We start from the raw sequence: 21203 nt of genomic DNA, 5'->3' as shown, positions 1-21203 counted from the left end.
GCGAACTCATAATATAACGGCTCAGATACCAAGTATAAAACGAGTTTGCAATGCTTAGACTCATGCTCAATGACGAGCGTTGGTCAAAGCTGAGGGAGATCATGCTACAGCACAGAATTTATGACAAGCCCAATCTTGGTAGGATAGTTGAGGCAATGTTATATCGCATGCGGGTTGAGTGCCCTTGGCGTGACCTACCGATAGATTTTGGATGCTGGAATTGAATTTATCAACAATTTAATCGATGGTCATCTCAAAAAAAGTTAATTCAAATTTTTAAAACGCTTGTGCAAGAGCCCGATTTAGAATGGGAGTTTATTGATGGCAGTATTGTCAAAGCTCATCAACATAGTGCTGGCGCGCCTAATAAGGAAGAACAAGGCATTGGTAAGTCGGCTGCTGGAAATACAACGAAGATTCATATGGACGTTGATGCTCACGGATTACCTATTGATTTTGAAATAACAGGTGGCGAAGTGCATGATTGCAAAGTGGCACCAGAATTTATCGAAAAGTTACCTGCTGCAGAACATACTATTGCAGATAAGGGTTATGATAGCGAAGAGGTTCGAGATACCATTCGAAAAAAATCATCCATTCCCGTGATTCCAGGAAAGAGCAATTCTAAAACTGGCAATGCAGATATGGATTGGGGTATTTATAAATACAGACATCGAGTTGAAAATTTTTTTTTCAGAATAAAACACGTTCGTGCAATCGCCACAAGAGTTGATAAATTAAAGCGAAACGATGCTTCTGTTGTTGCTATGGCATGCGCATTTTTATAGCTACCTATGTAGCGCAGCTTCCGGTATTATCTCAGTGTTTGTACAACATTCAAGGAAGTACGATGAGTCTGGCTTATGTTTCTATTCTTGCGAGTCAGCATCATGGTACTCTTTACGTAGGGTCTACGTCAGACATCATTAAACGGACTTGGGAATACAAAAATAAAGTCAGTCCTGGTTTCACTGCTCAGTATAACGTACATATGATGGTCTATTATGAAGCATATGAATTATACGTTGAAGCAGCACGACGTGAAAAACGTTTCAAAAATTGGCCAAGACAATGGAAAATAAATTTAATAGAGAAACTAAACCCTCAATCGCGTGACCTGTATGAAGAAATTTGCCAATGATTTAGATCGAATGGATGCCGCGGACAAGAAGCGGCACGTAGGCGGCAGGTGAATTGTCAACAGACCCTAGTGGAATTTTATGAAAAATATTATCTTAAGCTTTAATTTTTCAAAGCTTACTGGTGAAGCCAGTCCAAAGTATTCTTCCTTTGATGAAAAGCTACAGTTCTATCTAAGTGCTTTCGAAGACGGATATAATTTAGCAAAAAAAAAATTTCCTGATCATAAAATCATCTTACTAAGTCATGAATATGCAATAACCAAGGCAAACTCCGTAAATGCGAAAATTCTTGATTATTCCGAGCATTTGAAGATCCAGGAACGTTTAAAAGAATTTACTCGATTAAATCAAAATTGCATTGTTATTTTTACATACGCTTTCGCCAAAGAATATCGGGATGAGCATCAACTCTCTAAGATGCTAAAAATGGCACAACGCTACCAAGAAAATTCACATAAAAAAAGCGCTTATACGGTGGAACAAAAAGACTTTGAAAACTATTTAGAAAGATCACAGGCTAAATACGAACATGCAATTACTGTTGTACGTAATGTTTGCTATCTGTTCAGTGGGGGAGAAATATTGAGTAAAGTGGACAAACGAGCTCCTTGTTTTGAATATACTTTACCTAATAGTTCAACAGTGAGATCCCCCCTAGTGCAAGGCAGTACTTTATTTCAGCCCGGTACCAATAGAAATATAATATCTTTAAACAAAACTCAATCATTAGCTATAGAAATTTGTGCTGATCATGGCATTGGCTTATTAAAATCCATTTGGAACAAAAATAAGTCTCAAGTAACCTATCATTTGATCTTGGCAGACTCAACTTTTTTGAATGCTAAAAACTTAATTGGAAAATTTAATTTACTTTGTGACACGATAACAGGTACATCATTAATACAACAAAAGGGTATGAATAAGAAGGAAGCTCCTATAGTAATAGCTATCCAACCGGAATTGAACGAGGGATTACTTGCATACGCCTATAAATATGTCAAACCGGAAATATTGCATGACAGCACTATAAGCCTATCGCCAAAATGAAAGGCTTGCTAAAGGCAAAAAATGTACAGATCCATTGCGTAACTTAGATAAGAAATTTTCTAATCATGCTCCTGTGGCAAAATGATGGTTTTTTTGATTTTTCCTAGGTTTATTTGAGGATATATTGAATACTATAAAACGATATTTATTCAGAGCCCTAGAGATGATTTTTATTATGATAGAGATATATGATGTGTGCATGAAGCATTTTAGGTATGCTCTGAAACTATTTCTTCAGTTTCATTAGGATGGTGAATAAAACCAATTATTCGTAATTTCCGAACACACAATACCTCACGCTGCTGTTTTTTTTGGACTGATAAAGTGCTAAATCAGCTTTTCTAAATAATTCGTCTATTGATTGAGCATGATCCGGAAACATTGCAACTCCTATACTTAAATTGAGTAAAAGGGGATGCTCGTGAATTAAGAATGTAGTTTGTATTTTTGCACATACCTGTTCTATATATTGGATACCCACGGATAATTCAGCATTAAATATAAGAACTGCAAATTCATCTCCTCCAATTCTAGCTGCTATGTCATACGGCCTACATTTTTTTTTCAATTGTTCCGCGACATGTTTTAATGCCGCATCGCCAGCTAAATGGCCATAGGTATCATTAATATGTTTAAAACTATCCATATCAGCTAAAATGAGTATTATTTTTTTTTGATCTCTTCGGGCGATTTGTATGTAATTTTCGAAAGTTTCTAGTAATTTATGCCTATTTGCTAATCCAGTTAACTGATCAAAATTAGCCATTTTTGCAATTTTTCTTTGTGCTTTTAATCGTTCAGTGATGTCTCTAGAGGAGGCATAGACATAATGTTTTCCACTAATAATAATTCCTTTTGCATTAATTTCAACATCAAAAACAGAGCCATTTTTCCGTTTATGTTTGGTTTCAAATACTTCCGCAGAATCTAACAAGCGCCTAAGAATATTGGGTATTTGATCTTTAGGAATTTTTGCGTCCCAGTCCCGCACATTTAACTTTAGTGCTTCCTCTTTCGTGTACCCTAAAGATTTAGCAAATGATTCACTACACTCTATAACAAAGCCATTCTTATCAAGAACATGTATACCATCTCCAGCTAACTCTAAAATGGTTCTGAACTGTTTTTCCTTATTTTCCAAAGTTAATTCTATGAGCTTTCTAGAAGTAATGTCAGTGCATACTGAGTAGTATTCAAGAGGCTTGCCAGCCTTATCCATTTTGGGAATGATGCTGGTATCAATCCAATATAAGTGACCGTCTTTCGCTTTATTACAAAAAATACCTTTCCAAATATTTCCCATAGTAATAGTTTGATACATATTTTCATAAAATTTTCTATCGTGATAATGAGAAATAAGGGTTCTATGGTTGGCTCCAAGAAGCTCATCTTTCGAATAACCGGATAACTCACAAAATTTATTATTCACATACGTTATAGTGCCATCAGCATTTGTTATGGCCACGCTGCAATGGGTATCCAATATTCTTTTATGTAAAGATAATTTACTAATTATTTTTTTTAATTCCTCATTTCGTGATTCAATAATTTTTTCTAATTGCATTTTGTAGCTTAATAGATCTGCCTCGAGTCGTTTTTTTTGACTGATATCATTAACAAACGCCAATGCGTAATCATTCCCATTATGAGTGTACAAATGAGCATGGATTTCAACTGGAAATATTTTCCCAGATTTATTTTTATGTTTTGTCTCGAAATGAAGCCGCTTTTTTTTAATGAGTTCTTTCCAAAAGCCAGGCCAACTTTCCTTTGGAAAAAGAGGATCCCACTCCCAAACATGCATACCCATTAACTCTTGAGTGGTATAACCCAACTTTTGACATGCAGAGTAATTTACATAGGCAATGCGAGAATCATCCTTTATTAAAAATACTCCATCAGTTCCAACTTCTGTTGAAAATCTAAAAAAATCATCTTTAAATGGCGTTTTTATTACCTCTTTATCTTTAAAGAAGGGGAGGGTGTTGGGATTGAATTGATTGCCAGATGGATGAGTATCATTCGCTATATCAATCAGTTTTTGAATGAAATCGGATTTGTTGTTTAAGCATAGTCCATACAAATCGTTAAATAAATCAAGCTCTAATTCACGGAATTGCATTTGCCAGTTTAAAAATAATCTCTTATCTGTATGCTGTTCAAAAAGTATAAAATTCCCTGTATTTCTTGGATCGTTAAGGATAGACGCATACACATCCCTCACATCTATCTCGCTTCCCTCTAATAACTGCATAAATGAATGCCCAGAATAAATTAAAAGACCAGTAATATCCTGCTTTAAATTACGACATCGAGACTGTTTCAATAACGTTTTGAGCTCTTGGCTGGTAAAAACTTTAGTTGCTGAGCTAAGATAAATTAGTTGCAACATAGTTAACCTTTTTTGTTTGCCTTGATTTAATTTTAGTCGACTTTGGGGGAGAGTTTGTATGGCCTATTCTCTAAATGAGTACCAGTTATGTGATGGGATTATGCACCTTAGTGTCTTTACAACGCGGTTTTATCTCAAAACAAATATAAAACATACTTTCATAGCACTATTAAACGACCTTTGAATGATTCGACTTTTATTCAAAAATTTAAACCAAGTTATCTTTTTCTTGTTCAAGCCATTCCAAAAAAGATTTACGATCGGATTTAGATAGGTTAAAAAATTTATTTTTAACTGTTTCAATAGGCTGTTGTTGTTTTCTGGGAGTTTTAACCCAAGCATCTTTTATATTCATTTTTCCTTGCATCACATTTTCATACGCGAGGGGATCTTTCTTTTTTAACTTTAAAAGTTGTCCGTCAATAGATCTCGAATGAGAAGGCAAATAGGTAATATTGTTTTCCTGATACAAATTGGGATCTGTATAGTCTTGCTCTCTAAGGTCATTAGTTAAATCTTTAATAGAGATTTTATTTTCCTTTGCATACACCCTGGTAGAGTTCTCAACCATACTAAGAACATCTCCCCAATGAGCCACATGGTGACTATTTATATCCATAGCAGACCGTAATAACCATAACATTTCATTGTTAGTAATACCTAGACCGTCTGATGATTTATCAAGAGCATATTCCCCAAAATTCTTATAGGGCTTATTTCTCTTTTTCCAAACTTCCCGTTCAATAATTTGTGATATTATAGAGGGAAGACTCTGAAAGATGAGTTGTTTAAATTCATTTATATATTGATTAGCTTGGACATGTAGTTCTTCATCTGAGAAAATTGGTTTTTTTTCATTTGATATTTCTTCTGATTGCATTATAAATCCACTTATTGAGTAATAACATTTCGTTATTTTAAAATGCTAAATGGTTATCTTAAGCTGATAAGCCTATTAAACTCAATATGCAGCGCATAAATAGCATGTTGCTTCATTTACTAGAAAATTGTTCTTCATTTTTTTGATGCGATAGGATTTACGATGATTGGTGGAATAAGCATTTTCCCTAAAAATTATTTGAAATAATCTTGAAATTAGAACTAATGCTCCCAAATTAACAATTAATTAAATTGAGCATAATTAATAAAATATAAAACACATCACTTTTTCTTAAATTTAAGAAATTTTTACTTCATTTTGATTGTATTTAGGGCTATTTGATTATGAAAGAAAATAAAAAAACGATAAATCAATATGAATATCCTAATTTCATGGAATGTGCGCTTGCCATTCATGGCTCGGTGACTCCGAGAGTATGGAAAAAGGTTTTGGCTGTAAGTGCTTATGCATGTTTTATTTCAGTACTCAGTATTTTTGTTCCCTGGTTATCTCTTCCTATAAGTCCATTTGAGTATGCAGGTGTAATTATGGGATTAATTTTAGTGTTTCGTGTTAATGCGGGATATGATCGGTGGTGGGAGGCAAGAAAACTATGGGGTAATGTTGTTAATTGCAGCAGGAATTTGGCAATTATTATAATAAGTTACGTAGAGCCTGCAAGCAGGGGAGAGATAGATAAAATTCTTGGTCTAATTGCGGCAATGCCTTATCTGATGAAAAATCATCTTAGGGGAAGTGCTTCTATCGAAGAGGTAAAACATTTACTATCTGATGATACATATGCTCAATTGCAGCAATGGCAACATAAACCTAACTTAATTTCATCAAAGCTGGCTTTGATGTTATCTCAGATGCAAGAAAGTGGCAAATTAAATCAGTTCTCCTTTTTGAAGGCAGAAGAGCTTCGGGAAACGATTTTGGATTGTCAAGGCGCATGCGAGCGGATATTAAAAACTCCCATGCCTTTTGTGATGGCAATTAAATCACGTCGATTTATCCTTTTATTTTTGATTATACTTCCTGTGGCTCTAGTTAATTATTCTGCATATATTAATCCTATTATCGTCGCTTTGGTCGGATATGCTCTTTTTTCATTAGACCAAATAGGAGTAGAGCTACAGAACCCTTTTTCAATTGATAATTTGAGTCATTTACCTCTGAATGATATTTGCAGCACTATAGAGAATAATGTCATGGAAATTCAAAAAAAGCCCAGTAAATAACTAGATTAAGGTTGGAGTATTTATGAAAGCGATGAGTAAAAAAAGTATCATAATACCAGTCCATACTAAGCATCTGATTTGCTGCGAAAAAAAATCAGCAGTTTATTTTTAAAATTCATTTCATTTCATTTCATTTCTATGAATTTATTAGAGAAATTGATAAATTAGAATACTGTTTTTCGCTTGAGATTTATATGACTATCGCATTAGTCTGGTTTCGATACGATTTAAGATTGAATGATAACCCTGCGTTCATCGAGGCTTGCTCTCATCATCAGTTTGTTATTCCGCTCTATATTTATGATGAAAAAAATAGTGTTTTAGGGGGAGCCCAAGCCTGGTGGCTCTATCATAGTCTTACTTCTTTAAGTGACGCTCTAGCACAACGGGGATTAAATCTCATTCTTCGTAAGGGGGATCCACTGGAGATTATTTTAGACTTGACTCAAAACGTTTCCATAAACTCTGTCTATTGGAATCGCTGTTATGAGCCAGTAATTATTTCGCGGGATAAAAAGATTAAAGCAACTTTATTGGAGCGTGGAATTGAGGTTCAGAGTTTTAATGGCAGCTTGTTTCATGAGCCTTGGGCGATTAGAAATAAAAGCGGCGATTATTTCAAAGTGTTCACTCCCTATTGGAAATACTGCAAACAACTTCTTAATATTCAACGTCCGAGGTATTTAGAGCATTACCCGGCTGGAGTTGAAGTGCAAAGTGATGTACTTAAAAATTGGAAATTATTACCCACCATCAATTGGGCTGCGCGATTTAGTGAGTATTGGATTCCAGGAGAGAGCGGGGCGCAACAAAAACTTAAAGAGTTTATTGAGCATCATCTTAATGGTTATAAAAATAATCGAGATTTTCCCATAAAAAATGCGACATCACGCTTATCACCACATTTGCATTTTGGTGAAATCAGTCCATGGACAATTTTAAGAGCAATTGAACTGGCAAAGCTTGAGCCTAATTGTGATTTATCATCAGCGGAACATTTCCTTTCGGAGCTGGGATGGAGGGAATTTTCAGTTTACTTACTTTATCATTTCCCAAAGCTTCCTTCCGCTAATTTCAGGAGTGAGTTTGATGCATTTCCTTGGCACAATAATGAAAAGTTATTAGTTTGTTGGCAAAAAGGTTTAACCGGTTATCCAATAATTGATGCTGGGATGAGGGAGTTATGGGCCACAGGCTATATGCACAATCGCGTCCGTATGATCGCCGCGTCTTTCCTGACTAAGGGGTTACTCATTGATTGGCGTTTGGGCGCAGATTGGTTTTTAGATACTCTTGTGGATGCGGATTTAGCAAATAATAGTGCAAGTTGGCAATGGGTAGCAGGATGTGGTGCTGATGCTGCACCATATTTTCGTATTTTCAATCCAGTACTACAAAGTCAAAAATTTGATGCTGATGGTAGTTATATTCGCTATTGGGTTCCAGAGCTTTCTCAATTAGACAGTCAGTCAATCCACGCACCTTGGGAATCTGTTGGTTGTGAGCGGTTTTATTTAAATACAAATTATCCCAAACCTATTATTGATCATCATGAAGCTAGAACAAGGGCATTAAATTATTACAATCAGTTAAAAAGGAATGATCTCAGATGACTCCTTCTTTTTTTATATTTGGTTTCGGCTACACTGCCAATCGACTTGCTCGGAAACTGATTCAGGCAGGTTTTAGCGTTGTTGGAACGACGCGTCAAGAAAGAAAAAAAGCAATGAACCATCCTCCTGCAATCACGTTGATTGATTTTGAATCTTCTAATCTTGAATATCATCTTAGTCAATCTACACATATTTTGATTAGTGTCCCTCCTGCAGAAGCTGTCGGTGATCTCGTATTATCTTATTACGCAACATTAATTAAGCGACATGCTGTGCATATTGAGTGGATAGGCTATCTTTCTTCTACTGGTGTTTACGGTGACCACCAAGGAAATTGGGTTAATGAAGAAAGTATTTGTACACCCAAAAGCAGTTCTGGAACTATGCGTTTGGAGGCAGAAAAGTCATGGCTTTCGTATGCAAAGAGCATGCAGTTGCCTCTACACCTATTTAGACTGGCAGGAATATATGGCTCAGAAAGAAACCCACTCGAGCGTATTCAATCCGGGAAAAAATTCAGTATTTTTAAAGAAGGGCAGGTATTTTCACGGATTCATGTTGATGATATTGTGTCTGTGCTGCTTGCCTCAATACAAAAACCACATCCTTTGTCTCTCTATAATGTAGCTGATGATGAACCAGCTGCCTCGCATGTGGTTGACGCATATGCTGCTTCCTTACTTCATCACCTCCCATTACCTTTAATTCCGTTTGGAGAAGCTTCATTGTCACCAAGGGAGCGAGAATTCTATTTAGGCAATCGTCGTGTATCTAATTTAAAAATAAAAAAAGAGCTTGGTGTTGTTTTACAGTACCCCTCGTTTCGTGAGGGGCTAACACAAATTTGGAGCGAAGATTTTGAGCAAAAAAATCGGAATTAAATTGATTATTTGGATTTTAACGTTTGAATTAATAGGATTTGTCTTAGGGTTATTAACGCAAGCGAATATCCCTTCTTGGTATGAGGGACTTCATAAATCAATTCTTACTCCTCCTGGATGGGTGTTTTCTATCGTTTGGATAATTTTATACGTATTTCTCGCGATTATTGGGTTTATATTGTGGCAAAGTCGCTGTCAGCCCCAAATTAAAATGCTATTTAATCTTTATCTCCTACAACTGATTATGAATTGGATGTGGACGCCACTCTTTTTTCAGCTTCATTGGATGGGGTTTAGTTTTTTATGGATACTAATCATGATTGGTTTGAATGCAATCATCATCTTAAAAATTAAAAATATTGAAAGAGGGATCGCGTTACTATTAATACCTTATTTTCTATGGATTATATTTGCGAGTTACCTTAATGGGATGATATGGATTCTCAATTAAGCCCAGTTCATTAAAGCGATATACCTGGAAAATGAGCGCTTTTCGCTGAGGTAATAGAGCATCATATGATGCTCTATCTGATGTTTTAATAAAATCTAGTGAACGTCTCTTCTAGAAGATCTCAAATGTTTATTCAGCTACTGAAATATCAATTTTTTTCGGTGTTTCGTTTTCTTTCTTAGGAATAATTATTTCTAAAACACCATTTGTGTAACGAGCACTAATTTGCTTATCATCGGCTGTTTCAGGCAAATAAAAACGTCGATAAAATTGGCCTTGAACTCGTTCTCTCCGGGTATAGTGTTTTTGATTTTCTGTTTTTTCAATATCTCGTTTACCTTTTATGGTGAGCACATGGTTTTCTAAAGAAATATCCATATCTTCTTTTTTAACTCCCGGAAGATCTGCAATTACAAGAAATCGAGCGCTTTCTTCTTTAAGATCAACAGAAGGGGCCCATGAGCTGGTTTCAATAAAAGAAGTATCGTGTTCCCCTTGTACCGTATTAAAAAATTGATCTAATAAACTTCCTACAACGTTATATGTAGGAAAATAAGTTCTTCGAACTAAGTTACTCATCACATTCTCCTCATAGTTTGTTTGGAATACTCTGTAGATAAGGTTAATAAATTAAATTTCAAGGTCAAAAAAATATTATAATCCAGGGGCTGTTGGCATTTGCTCCCCCGGCGCCGGGGGAGCAAATGCCAACAGACAATCCAGAAAACGATAAGAATGTACTATAAATGCTTCTGGATTTGTTAGTGGGGCAGTACTACAATGCTTGATCCCACACTAACAGTGATTATTTATTTTCAATGGATTTGTATCTCTTTGCGCAAAGGATAACCACTAAGAGTTAAGGGGTGTTTGGGGAGTGTAACTTTCCTTTTAAATTGTTTTTCTAACAGTTTATCAATTGCTGAAAAACCATCACGTAGTGCAATATATAAATTTTGGTTTTGCTTTTTACTTGCTAATTCCTTACTACGTAGAGTCATATTAATGCATACACTAAATATTTTACCTTTAATTCTATGATTTTCTTCTCTATCGATGATCACTCGACAATTATTTATTTTTCTATAGATTCTCTTGAGTTTGTTATAATGTTTCGCAATATGGCATTCAATTGCCGATGAGTATGAAACAGAACGAAATGTTATTTGAACTGATGACATAGCTTAAATCCTCTTAATTTTAAATTAATTTTTAAAAATGAAACAAAAAAATTTTTCAATTTAATAGAAAGAGACAAAATGTGCTTTTTTACTTGTTAAGTAACAGTTATTAATCCTCCCATAAAATGCATTGTAACTTGTCTATAGGGACAATGAAGTCAAATTTCAATACTTGGTTTACAAAAAATTTATAAAAACTAAACTTGTTAATTTAGAAGTTAGGCCACTTCTCGTTGGTGTGCTTCTTGGCGCTATGTAACTTAATCTGTAAGCTTCTTATTTTATCTGAAATCATGCCGTTTTCCTGTGAAGCTACAATTCGATAAGGTCAGGGTTGATAGCGCCCTGAATATTATTGGATTGGAACAACCTGTATCGTATCTAGGATTGCCAACCAGCTACTAAATGGACTTGGATTGTAACCAGAATTTCTTACTGGATAATTCATTTCGTATGGGTTACCTACTATAGGTTGGGGCTCAAGTTTCCATGCAGGAAGTTGTGGTAAAATGTTTGTCGATACACAGGAAAAAAGGGTACTATTTTTCTTACAAGCATAATCATTTTGAAATGAATAGCTTTTCCAGCCACTAGGATTGGGTGTGGTATAATAAGTCTTTGCTTCAGTTAATTGGAACGTATTATCATACAAGTAAACTTGCACACATGGATTGTTAAAATGATTTGGTGTCACTCCGGGTACCCCTACATCTAATACCTCCATATTCATTAAAGCTTGATCTGGATAGAGGGCGCGTAATTCATCCTCATGAGTATGTGCGCTCACCACGGCTCGAATGGTACTTTTATATTGTGTGATAAGCGCCAGGAAGGCATCACGGAATAGTAAACCATTGTTCAAGTGCAGTGTGGTGTTCCACATGTCATGATGATCGCCATTATAAAAAGCATCCATTCCAACCGGAATATGCATAATGATATAAACCGATTCTTTATTGGCTTCGGCAAAGGCCAATTGATTGCTGAGCCAATCCATTTCTGCTTGCGCTTCGGCTAATTGAGGTGTAGGTGCGACTTGCAGGGGTAAATAGTCACGTGAAAAAATAACACTATTCAAACTGATCAAGCGAAAAAGAACACTACTCCCCAACGGATAAGCACTGTAGTAGCCTTGTGATTGAGCATGGGCCATATCTTCTGCGTACTCAGGAGGCATAGGTAATGTCGTTGTATAGGTGCATGCAAAGGTTGGGGAAACACTACAATCAGGATTAGTATTTAAAGCAGGCCAATTGTGCGTGGGATCTAAGTAAAACAAATTGCGATTGTTCGAGGCATCAAAAAATTCGCCATAATCGCTTACTAGAGAATCGTTGTTACCAAATGCATAAAATACTGGTAAATTATTTGCGCTAATGGCTGGAAGACCGCTAAGACCTGTTAGTACGGTCATAATATCCTGTGCCTGGTTGGGGTTGACGTTAGGCCATTGCCCATGAGCAGGCAGATCACCTGTAAATACAATAAATGCAGGTGACTGCTCCTTGATCAGGGATGTAATTTTATCTAGAGTATAATTCCATAAAGTAAGATCAGTGTCGTCCCCGTAAGTAATCGGCGGGGCTTTAAAATAATCCACATGCATATCTGAAATGGCGATAAAAGTACTATTGTTCAAAATATTTATATCTAATTGGTTGACTGAACTGACCAAGGTGCACCCTTCGTTCTTCCTGACACAAACTTTAAAGCGCGACCTAATTTCTTTATGTTCCTTAGTCAGACTCGTAGGGATAGTCAAATTCAAGGTGCAGCTACTGCCAGAAATAAGTATAGGGCAAACGGAGGAAGTCACTCCAACCAAAGCAGGTTTAGAGTCTGCTCGAGCCAGAGGTAAAAAAGGTGGTCGTAAATTTGTTTTAACAAAGGCGCAGGTTAGATTAGCTCAAGCAGCAATGAGTAATGAAGAAACCGTTGTTAGTGAATTGTGTAAAGAACTTGGAGTCACTAGAGCTACTTTATATAGATATGTTTCACCCAATGGTGAGTTAAGGAACCATGCTAAAGTCTTGCTTTGCCAGTAGGAGTAAACTACAAATCTATCTACTCATGATTTGTCTTCACAATTTGTGGACTAATTAATTTTACAATACGTCCATGGCACTGAAACACTCGAACTCAATAACTGACTCCACCACAATCTGAGATTTACCTTAATTTGCTTGTTCATCAACGCAATGCAATAATATTAAATTGAATTAACTCAAACGGATTTGAACATGCAGAAAGTTTCCACTGGGATCGCTGGTCTCGATAATATACTCAAAGGTGGGTATCCAAAGGAAAGACCCACTCTATTAAAAGGTGGACCAGGATGTGGTAAGACCGTGTTTTGCCTATTTTTTGCGTATAGCAATATTCTGAATAATAGGCACGTTACCTACCTTACTTGTGACGAACCGCCAGAACTCATTCTAAAAAACATGGATCAATATGGATTATCCGGAAGTGACGCAAATAAAAATAAGAAACTCGCTGTTCTTGATTTCCGCCCAAACCTAACTGATACAGTGACCGGTGGTTTTGAATTAGATGCCATTCTTATGCGAATTCAATCCAGCTTATCAGGCGAAGACCCTGTGGTAATCATCGATTCACTCCAGAATCTATTGATAAGTTTAGGAACACCCAATTATCAAATTGATTTATTAAGTATTTTTACATGGTGTAAGGAGCATCGCGTTACCTTATTGGTTACAGCTGCCAGTGGATTGATAACGGAAAAAGATAATTATTTTGAAGAATATGCAGCCGATTGCGTTATTTTACTTGAACAACTGATGTGTAAAAAATTGATGACACGCATTTTAAGAGTACTTAAAATGCGAAATTCAGCTCACGGGACAAATCAATACCCATTCTTGCTAACCGAAACAGGCGTTTCAATTTTACCTATCACGGACACAAGTCTCACCGAGCAAGAAAACCTATCTTATATTTCCACCGGAATTCCAGTTTTGGATAAAATGTTTGGTGGGCAAGGTTATTTAGAATCATCCTCGATTATGATTAGTGGATCATCGGGTACTGCAAAATCAATTCTGGCGGCTACATTAGCCGCATCGGCAGCTAAGCAACAAAAAAGAGTGCTTTATGTTTCTTTTGAAGAGTCTCCCATTAATTTTATAAGTAATGTTAAATCAGCAGGTATCAATCTTAATGAACCCGTGACAAACAATATGGTAAGTATCCATTCTCTTCGTACAATAGAGATGGGTTTAGAGGAACACCTCATTACTATTATCACCATTATTGATGAAATAAAACCACGTGTGTTAATTCTAGACCCCATCACATCATTTTTAGATGTTGGTTCTAGTTTTGAAGTTAAATCAATATTAATTCGTTTGATATCTTATGCAAAACTCAAAAACATCACCTTTATTTTTAATCAATTTGTCCATGAATATTTGGGTTATCAAGATCTTATCCCTGCTTCAAGTTTAGTAGACTCATGGATCAAATTAGGCTTGATTGAATCAAATGGTGAGTTTAATCGAACGTTACAGATAGTGAAATCTAGAGGAATGGCAACCTCAAATCAAATGAAAGAGTTTCATGTTACGGATAACGGTATTGTGATTGAAGATCCTTATTTCGGCGAGGGCGACATGATTTTTGGATCAAGAAAAAAAGAAAAACAGGCTATAGACAAGAAAAAGAAAGAATTATTGGCGATTCAACTAGAATCAATTAATAAACAAATCGATTTAATAGAGAAAGCAGATCAAAAAGATAATCCACTTGAAAACATTGAACGCTCAATAATTCTTTTTAACTTGCTAGAAAAAAAACAAAAAATTGAAATGCAACTAACAGAGTCAATCAATTTCGTAAATAAAAAATGGAGAAAATGATAATGGCTAAGTTTAAGTTAAAACTTTATATTATCGGTTACACATCTACCGCTAAAAAAGCAATAAAAAATCTCCATGAGATTTGCGCGCTACCTGAACTTCAAGGTATGTATGAAGCGGAAGTTATTAATTTATTAGAGCATCCACAATTAGCCGAGTCGGAAAAAATCATAGCAACACCTGTGTTAATAAAGGATTTACCTGAGCCCATTCGCAGAATAATTGGTGACTTGTCTGATCGAGAAAAAGTACTTGTAGGGTTAAATATCAGTGAAATCTGACGAACTTCAGGAAGAAAATTACTGGGAGTCGTTTGTTGACGCTTTGTCAGAGGCGATTCTTGTTTTAGATTTATCGGGTAAAATTCTTTATGCCAATCAGGCATCCTGTGTTTTATTGAATAAAAAAATTATTGACGTCGTTGGCAGTGATTTTAGTTATCCAATTGAACTACAAAAACCAACTAGAGTAGAAATTTTCGGTGTTAATAACACAATAACATATGCAGAAGTGTATATGAAAGAGGCTATATGGAAAAATAGTCCAGCGTGGGTTGCTACTTTACATAATATTACTGAAAGAGAAAAGTTGAAAAAAAATTAAATGTATTAGCAAATGTTTTTCATTTTGCAAAAGAGGGTATCATTGTTACAGACCCTGATCTGAATATCGTCGATGTTAATATAGAGTTTACTAATATTACCCAATATGAAAAAGAAGAGGTCATTGGTAAAACCCCCAGTATTTTAAAATCGGGAATTAATGACGCCGAGTTTTATAAAAAAATGTGGCTTGATATAAAAAAACAAGGGTTTTGGTTTGGTGAGATATGGAATAGGAGAAAAAATAACGAAACATATCCGCAATTGCTGTCGATATCAGAAATAAAAAATATTGATGGTGACTTAGTAAATTATATTGGCGTCTTTTACGATATTACACAACAAGAAGTACAAAAAAACCAATTAATTCATCTCGCATACTATGACAGCTTAACAGATTTACCAAACAGAAAATCATTATTGGATCGAGTAGAAACTGCAATTCAAAACACACGGCGCTTAAAGAATTACATAGCGCTTATATTTATTGATATTGATAGTTTTAAGTCAGTAAATGATTTATATGGTCACAAAACAGGGGATAATCTATTAATTCAAACTGGACAACTAATTAAAAATTTAATACGTGAAACTGACACCTTGGCAAGACTCGGAGGTGATGAGTTTGCGTTATTATTGGAAGGATTGACACATCCTAATGATTTTAAAAGTATCATTGATAAGATATATGAAAATTTAAAAAAGCCATTAATTATAGATTCGCATAAATTATTAATTAGTATTAGCGCTGGGATTAGTTTTTATCCCCAAAAAATACCCATCGGTCCGTCTGCTTTGCTTTCTCAAGCTGATCAGGCTATGTATCAAGCTAAGATGGCTGGGAAAAATAAATATTCTTTATATGATGCGGCGCTTGAATTAGGAATTAGAAAACAAGAGGGCTTAATTAACTCAATTAAATCTTCAATTAAAAATAATGAATTAAAACTTTATTACCAGCCTAAAGTGAATATGAAAACAGGTAAAATATTGGGATTAGAGGGTTTGATTCGTTGGGAGCATCCTAAAAAAGGACTCCTACTACCAAATCAGTTTTTACCTGAAATAAAAAGTAATGCGTTTTTCTTTGACCTTTTAGAATTCACCCTAAAGGACGCGCTTGATCATATACAATTATGGACAAAGATTGATGAACAGCTAACAATTAGCATCAACATAAGTGCACTTCAACTTGAACAAGAACATTTTTTTAAAAAATTAATGGAAATTGTAAAACCTTATCCTAAAAATATATACAACCGACTTGAATTTGAAGTTCTGGAATCTAGCGTTATAACTCAATTTGAATTAACCTCAGACATTATTAAAAAATGTAATAAGATTGGTATAGCATTTTCACTAGATGATTTTGGAACAAAATATTCATCGCTTAATTATTTAGTAAATTTACCCTTTCGCTATATGAAAATAGATACTGATTTTATTAGAAATATTTTAATAAATGAAAGGGATACTAAAATATTAAGAGCAATACTTGATATTGCAAAAGCAATAAATGTCATGGTCATTGCTGAAGGTGTAGAGACACAAGAGCACATAAACCATCTGATAAACATTGGTTGTGAATTAGGCCAAGGCTTTGCTATCAGCAAAGCAATGTCAGCGGAGCAGTTTCCAGAATGGTATCAATCATGGAACAGCAAGAAGGTGGAGTAGCCGCAAACCTGGGTTCTAATGAGCCATTCCATTCACTGAGTAGGCAAAAGATAGTTACCCTTCCGTGGTTACATGCGCCCATACATGACCGAACATCTCAAGTGATTTGGGGGTTATGTTTTAGATTCGAATAAAAAGCTGAGAAACCTAGGCGTGACAAAAGCTAAAGTACCACTTTAAAAGTTAAACTGGTCAAATTTACAGGTATCCTGACTCTCCCCGATCCTGGCTTGGGCAAAGCAGAAATAGATGCGATTTAACTACTTGATAAACAAGCACAAAAACTAGCGCCTATGCATGTTGTTTATGAGTGATGCTCTGATCAAAATTTTTATGATGTAGCGGAATTCAGCCCGCAACCAAAATCATCGAAACAATTCTACAATTGGGCTACCAACAAAGAGGAAAACTGGTTCAGTGTCGACTCTAAGTTGGGTATTGATTTTGCAATATTTAAAGCCTCTGTGGGGCTGTACAGAGGATGAGGAGCCGCATCGCTGTCCGGGCGTTGTTGCTGCGCGATTTGGATGCCATGACAGCATTATATAAAGTAAGGACAAATGACTTTATCCACCTCAAATCACAACTTGATGGGCAAGTGACCAAGGATAATCATCATCAAGTCTGTCTGGCAACATGTTGATGAAGAAACCCAGTGCGTAGACCTCGCGACATGATTATCGCAGTATGAGTCCACTTTGTAACTCTACTGCTTGTTTTTAGCCCGAGGTAAAACAAGGAACCATTAGCAGAGAGAGTTTTCGCTATTGGATACGCATTTTACAAATTTTTTTATGATAATCTTCTAAAAATAATTCTATTTTATCTTTATTTATTTCTTTAATATTGTTGATGGTTTGAGAGATATCTATAATCATTTCTTTCTGAATGAGTCTAATTGAATTGATGTAGCTGTATGAATGTGAACTAAAACAAGTCAAGTTGTGATAGGTGGCAAATGTATCTTTAAAATTTACCATGAGGTAGTTTTCTATCTCACGCAACAATATCGATTTTTGTAAATCAGAGTCAAATAGTTCAGGATAATTTTCTAATGACATAATAGTAATGGCATTAGTGTCCTTTTTTCTCAACTCTTCAAAGGCTGGAATAGCTGTTTCCCAATCATCATTATATTTATCCAAAAATTGATTAAATAAATGGCAATCCTCAAAGCAACAATTTAATCCTTGACCCAAAAAAGGCACCATGGCGTGCGTACTGTCGCCCATTAATGCAACTTTATCTATATTCCAATGACCTTCATTAATTGTAACTAATGAACCTATGGGATTATTATAGAGATCATTTTCTAGATTGATAATGAACGGATAAATATCTGAATATTGATCTTTAAAGTAGTTAAGCATTTTTTGTGGCGAATGATCTTTCGCCAGATTTTCAAAACTATAGTCACCGGTACTCGGTAAAAGAAATGCACATGTAAATGAATGATCATAATTTGGTTGTGCAACTAACATGCTATTTTTTCGAGGCCACATATGCATGGCTTCAAGTTGCAGCACTTTATTTTCTAAATAGGGTATGGTTAATTCTTTATATTGATATGGAAAATAACTATATTGAAACGTAATGTCTTTATGTCTTTCAATACATTTTCTAACTATTGAATTAGCACCGTCACATCCAAAAAGAAAAAATGGTTTGATGACATAGTGTTTTTTTAAATGATTATCGAAGAGGATAAATTCATCGGATGTTGTATCCCTATCAATAAATGATTGATTGAAATGTACCCTGATTGATGAGACGGATTCAGTTTCTTGCAATAAATCAAAGTGCAGTTGCGTGCGTGATACAGTATGAATACAATCATTCTCACACTTTCCATAGGCGAGGGAAATTATTTCTCCGTTAGGTAAATGAATGACCCGATCGCGCATTGGAACAGATTTACTTAATATTTTTTCGGCTAAACCTATTTCTGCCAAAGAGAGTAACCCACGAGATGATAGATCAATACTCATCTTGCGTCCTTTGTCATAGCGATGTGTTGTAATTCTGGGATCTGAACGTTGCTCATAAATATCGATTTGATATCCTCTGCGGGCTAGATAAAGTGATAACAATAGTCCAGTTAAACCCGCACCAATAATAGCAATCTTCATTGCTTCTACTCCTGCTCCTGCAAAATGTACCTTAATATCCTTATTCGCTAAGGTTCTAATTTGTTATTGTACGAATGGAATGAATTAGCTTTTGAATATCCTCTTCATTATTGAAAAAATGCGTAGATACCCTTAGTCCGCCTAAATTTGATGTATAACGCATGGATAAATATATTTTTCTTTCGAGCAAAGCTTTAAGTAGGGCTAAGTCTTTTTCAGCATTATTATAAAAACTAAATACAGTGATTCCCGATTGTGAGGCCTCATCTTCTTGAGTAATTTTAAAGACATTTAGCTTATTAAGTTCTTGATGTAATAGGTTACTTAGTTCACGAATTCTTGATTCAATGGATTTAATCCCAAGTTGATTAATAAGTGAAATGGATTTTCCAAGCCCAATTGCACCTATGTAATTCGATGTGCCACCGACTTCAAATTGTTTTGCGGTTTTAGAAAAATTAAAGGGTTGAAACGGAGTGATAGAGGGTGTTCTGAAATAAGTTCCCCATCCTCCTTGTGGTTCTTCGAGAGATAAATAACCGAAAGAATTCGGTGATAGTTCATTCAAAACGCGGTCGGAAAGATACATGATCCCACAACCAAGCGGCGAATTTAACCATTTATGTCCCCCAGCAATATAAAAATCGACATAGTGTTTTTGTAGATTGACTTCCATGGCGCCCAGTTCATGGATTCCATCTACAATTAACCAAATATCATTTTGCTGACATAGTTTACCTAATGCTTCGAGATCAATTCGATATCCTGTACACCATTGTACTGATGATACACAAATCGCTTTCGTGTTTTTATCTATCCTCTTTTCAAACTCATTAATAGTTAATTTTCCATCTTGGGTGTAAACGGGTTTAATTTCTATGCCCATTTTTTGTTGTTTTTTTATCCAAGGAATAGATACTTGTAAAAACTCGGAATCAGCAATCAATACATTATCACCATGCTGTAAATTTAAAGCATTAGCAGCGGTGTTTAATCCAAAGGTGGTGCTTTCAATCAAAGCAAGGTTATTCACATTAACTTGAAGTAATTTTGCAGCTTCATCAAGCGCTGCTAATCTCATTCTATCCATTTGAATGTGATGTGCTGAAGCATCTTCAGCATAGCAGTGCAAAGCTATATCTAAAAAATTATCAATTGCTAATTTAGAAGAAACAGGAAGTAAACTCACACAAGCTGCATCTAAAAAAACTTTATCGTTTAATCCTGGAAATAATTGTCTTACTTCTGAAATTTTCATACTAAATTCCTTTTTGTAAATGCTAAAGCGTATAAAATTATGCGTTAACTGCAAACTGATAATTTATCAGTTTTAGGCTCAACTTTATGCTCCATGTCATAAGCCTGTATTTTTTAGAAAAGAGGTACTGATTTGATGCTTTTGTTTCTTTAAAATCCCATTTTTGGCATATGATTATACCTAGATGAGCCAATTAATTCTAGCTAAACCCTAAAGAGCAAATTTTTTCTGAAAAAAGTAATGTTTTTTATCTTGTTCGGATAGATTTTTATAATTTATAAACCGAGAAATGAGGAGATGGCGTGTTTTGCGAACAATGAAGGTTGAGGCTTTGATGCCTCAACATGATTATCTTACTTTCCTACACCGGTGCAACTGGTGCTGTAGGTGTCTTGGATAACTCGCTAGCTCCCCAGCCTGTAGCAAGAATTCCGGCATAAAGCATATCGAGCAAAAAATCCGCTTTGCATAAGTTACTCGTATCTGAAGTGAATAGATTGGAACTTGTAATGTTACATTGTTCTCCTTCAAACAACATGGTAATTGCCAAACCAATTTGAGTTATGGTCAGACCTGCTTGTATGAGAGCGGCTATTTTCTCACTGATATGGGTGTCTTTACTACATAAAGCATAAAGCTCTGCTGCGGTTTGCACTACTTTAACTGGAATTGCTGTGATGTAGTTATTTAAAATAGTTTGACCTATAAATTCAGAATAACCCGAGGTTCTTTGACTTTTTCTTCCAGTTTTACTCGAGCTAAAAAACGTAGGAGCATAATCACTTAAAGGCATGGTTTTCTTCCTAATACAACAGCTTAAATGGTTGG

General features: G+C 35.3%; 19 protein-coding genes and 1 pseudogene. 12 read left to right on the top strand and 8 right to left on the bottom strand.

The features are described 5' to 3' along the window. Positions 1–50: 50 nt before the first annotated feature. From EL220_RS10200 to EL220_RS10190, 3 genes and pseudogenes are all read left to right on the top strand, one after another. Positions 51–788 (top strand): annotated as a pseudogene (locus tag EL220_RS10200) (IS5 family transposase). A 62-nt stretch (positions 789–850) separates the two neighbouring features. After that, positions 851–1141 carry a GIY-YIG nuclease family protein gene (locus EL220_RS10195; protein ID WP_128130985.1) on the top strand — a complete coding sequence of 97 codons (291 nt, stop codon included), beginning with the start codon at positions 851–853 and terminating at the stop codon, positions 1139–1141. A gap of 79 nt (positions 1142–1220) precedes the next feature. After that, positions 1221–2189, top strand: coding sequence for a hypothetical protein (locus EL220_RS10190; RefSeq protein ID WP_027271928.1), 969 nt, complete (start codon positions 1221–1223; stop codon positions 2187–2189). 265 nt (positions 2190–2454) lie between these two features. On the opposite strand, the gene EL220_RS10185 is transcribed toward EL220_RS10190, so the two are convergent. Together EL220_RS10185 and EL220_RS10180 are read right to left on the bottom strand one after the other, a co-directional pair. Then, the gene (locus tag EL220_RS10185; protein ID WP_027271929.1) at positions 2455–4581 is read right to left on the bottom strand and encodes a PAS domain S-box protein; all 2127 of its coding nucleotides are present in this window, start codon (positions 4579–4581) and stop codon (positions 2455–2457) included. 208 nt (positions 4582–4789) lie between these two features. Further along, positions 4790–5461 (bottom strand): hypothetical protein, encoded by a 672-nt coding sequence (locus tag EL220_RS10180; protein WP_027271930.1) that lies wholly within the window; start codon positions 5459–5461, stop codon positions 4790–4792. Positions 5462–5805: 344 nt separating this feature from the next. Between EL220_RS10180 and EL220_RS10175 the strand changes: the two genes are divergently transcribed. The 4 genes from EL220_RS10175 to EL220_RS10160 all read left to right on the top strand — a co-directional run bounded on the left by EL220_RS10175 (position 5806) and on the right by EL220_RS10160 (position 9650). Next, a complete protein-coding gene (locus EL220_RS10175) occupies positions 5806–6705 on the top strand; it encodes a bestrophin family protein (protein WP_027271931.1) in 900 nt (299 codons plus the stop codon). Between the two features lie 194 nt (positions 6706–6899). Beyond that, positions 6900–8318, top strand: coding sequence for a cryptochrome/photolyase family protein (locus EL220_RS10170; RefSeq protein ID WP_027271932.1), 1419 nt, complete (start codon positions 6900–6902; stop codon positions 8316–8318). Beyond that, complete coding sequence (locus EL220_RS10165) at positions 8315–9199, top strand: SDR family oxidoreductase (protein ID WP_027271933.1); 885 nt, start codon at positions 8315–8317, stop codon at positions 9197–9199. The genes EL220_RS10170 and EL220_RS10165 overlap by 4 nt, the downstream gene beginning before the upstream one ends. Beyond that, positions 9177–9650, top strand: coding sequence for a TspO/MBR family protein (locus EL220_RS10160; RefSeq protein ID WP_027271934.1), 474 nt, complete (start codon positions 9177–9179; stop codon positions 9648–9650). The genes EL220_RS10165 and EL220_RS10160 overlap by 23 nt, the downstream gene beginning before the upstream one ends. A gap of 129 nt (positions 9651–9779) precedes the next feature. Here EL220_RS10160 and EL220_RS10155 read toward each other — a convergent pair whose 3' ends face one another. The 3 genes from EL220_RS10155 to EL220_RS10145 form a co-directional block, all read right to left on the bottom strand. After that, the gene (locus EL220_RS10155; protein ID WP_027271935.1) at positions 9780–10229 is read right to left on the bottom strand and encodes an Hsp20/alpha crystallin family protein; all 450 of its coding nucleotides are present in this window, start codon (positions 10227–10229) and stop codon (positions 9780–9782) included. A 236-nt stretch (positions 10230–10465) separates the two neighbouring features. Further along, positions 10466–10831 (bottom strand): HPF/RaiA family ribosome-associated protein, encoded by a 366-nt coding sequence (locus tag EL220_RS10150; RefSeq protein WP_027271936.1) that lies wholly within the window; start codon positions 10829–10831, stop codon positions 10466–10468. A gap of 352 nt (positions 10832–11183) precedes the next feature. Beyond that, on the bottom strand, positions 11184–12506 hold the full coding sequence (locus EL220_RS10145) for a metallophosphoesterase (protein ID WP_232002380.1): 1323 nt from the start codon (positions 12504–12506) through the stop codon (positions 11184–11186). Positions 12507–12600: 94 nt separating this feature from the next. Between EL220_RS10145 and EL220_RS10140 the strand changes: the two genes are divergently transcribed. The 5 genes from EL220_RS10140 (at position 12601) to EL220_RS10120 (ending at position 16988) form a co-directional block, all read left to right on the top strand. Next, the gene (locus EL220_RS10140) at positions 12601–12876 is read left to right on the top strand and encodes a helix-turn-helix domain-containing protein (RefSeq protein WP_462138151.1); all 276 of its coding nucleotides are present in this window, start codon (positions 12601–12603) and stop codon (positions 12874–12876) included. Between the two features lie 195 nt (positions 12877–13071). Next, entirely contained in the window at positions 13072–14709 is a 1638-nt protein-coding gene (kaiC, locus tag EL220_RS10135) for a circadian clock protein KaiC (RefSeq protein ID WP_051544765.1), read from the top strand. A 2-nt stretch (positions 14710–14711) separates the two neighbouring features. After that, positions 14712–14990, top strand: coding sequence for a circadian clock KaiB family protein (locus tag EL220_RS10130; protein WP_027271937.1), 279 nt, complete (start codon positions 14712–14714; stop codon positions 14988–14990). After that, on the top strand, positions 14980–15312 hold the full coding sequence (locus EL220_RS10125; RefSeq protein ID WP_164838762.1) for a PAS domain-containing protein: 333 nt from the start codon (positions 14980–14982) through the stop codon (positions 15310–15312). Before EL220_RS10130 ends, EL220_RS10125 begins: the two co-directional genes overlap by 11 nt. A 38-nt stretch (positions 15313–15350) precedes the next feature. Next, positions 15351–16988 (top strand): putative bifunctional diguanylate cyclase/phosphodiesterase, encoded by a 1638-nt coding sequence (locus EL220_RS10120; RefSeq protein WP_331852667.1) that lies wholly within the window; start codon positions 15351–15353, stop codon positions 16986–16988. Positions 16989–17752: 764 nt separating this feature from the next. On the opposite strand, the gene EL220_RS10110 is transcribed toward EL220_RS10120, so the two are convergent. The 3 genes from EL220_RS10110 to EL220_RS10100 all read right to left on the bottom strand — a co-directional run bounded on the left by EL220_RS10110 (position 17753) and on the right by EL220_RS10100 (position 21168). Then, complete coding sequence (locus tag EL220_RS10110) at positions 17753–19117, bottom strand: FAD-dependent oxidoreductase (RefSeq protein ID WP_027271938.1); 1365 nt, start codon at positions 19115–19117, stop codon at positions 17753–17755. Between the two features lie 55 nt (positions 19118–19172). Then, the gene (locus EL220_RS10105) at positions 19173–20375 is read right to left on the bottom strand and encodes an aminotransferase class V-fold PLP-dependent enzyme (RefSeq protein WP_027271939.1); all 1203 of its coding nucleotides are present in this window, start codon (positions 20373–20375) and stop codon (positions 19173–19175) included. A 361-nt stretch (positions 20376–20736) separates the two neighbouring features. After that, a complete protein-coding gene (locus EL220_RS10100; protein WP_027271940.1) occupies positions 20737–21168 on the bottom strand; it encodes a hypothetical protein in 432 nt (143 codons plus the stop codon). Positions 21169–21203: the final 35 nt, after the last annotated feature.

The sequence above is a fragment of the Legionella sainthelensi genome (assembly GCF_900637685.1).
GTDB classification, from domain to species: domain Bacteria; phylum Pseudomonadota; class Gammaproteobacteria; order Legionellales; family Legionellaceae; genus Legionella; species Legionella sainthelensi.
Note: the sequence above shows the minus strand (reverse complement) of the source record. Positions and strands in the feature narration are given on the sequence as shown.